Genomic DNA, 554 nt, shown 5'->3' with positions numbered 1-554 from the left:
CTGTTGATGAAGAACGTCACCCGCCCCATCACCTCAACCTCTTCCGCAGCCTCCCCCTCTATCGCTTCACCATCATCACAAATCAGCGCCCTGCCCATGACTCTGGCAAACTGAGTCCGTCCGCCGCTGAGGATTAGCAGAACCTGATTCTGTACCAGTCTGGTGCACGGCTCGATAACCGCAAAGCCAGACGAGGTTTCGAGGATGCGGCTGTCCATGCCGATCCCGCAGATAATTTCCGGAGATAAACGCGGTGCTACGAAATCAGCCGCCGGTGAAGGAAATCCCATTAGAGAACTCTCCCCATGTTACGCAGGATCCAGTACCTGTTGTCGCTACCGTCTGTCGTCTTGTCAGCGAAGCCTGGCTGATTGCGCTCTATCCATGCATTGGCGTCGGCTCGGGTGAAGTGCCAGTTAAAACCACGCAACTTTTCTATAAAGCTGTCTGTTCTCAGGCAGCGGTAGCCCTTTGGGTTAAGCTCTATGGCCGCAATAAAGGCGGCCTGAATATCTGAAATTCGGGGCATAATCTGCACTCCCTTTATTACTGTG

The 554-nt window shown here is 53.6% G+C and carries 2 protein-coding genes; both read right to left on the bottom strand.

Annotated features, from left to right (window positions below):
• Window positions 1-290, bottom strand: a 290-nt coding sequence (locus ACOTX4_RS26040; RefSeq protein WP_308890429.1) for a hypothetical protein, incomplete at its 3' end; no start/stop codon positions are given.
• Window positions 290-529 (bottom strand): hypothetical protein, encoded by a 240-nt coding sequence (locus ACOTX4_RS26035; RefSeq protein ID WP_058689304.1) that lies wholly within the window; start codon window positions 527-529, stop codon window positions 290-292. The genes ACOTX4_RS26040 and ACOTX4_RS26035, both read right to left, overlap by 1 nt.
• Between the last annotated feature and the right edge of the window lie 25 nt (window positions 530-554).

It is taken from the genome of Enterobacter cloacae complex sp. IR5459 (genome assembly GCF_049238005.1).
GTDB lineage: Bacteria > Pseudomonadota > Gammaproteobacteria > Enterobacterales > Enterobacteriaceae > Enterobacter > Enterobacter hormaechei_C.
Note: the sequence above shows the minus strand (reverse complement) of the source record. Positions and strands in the feature narration are given on the sequence as shown.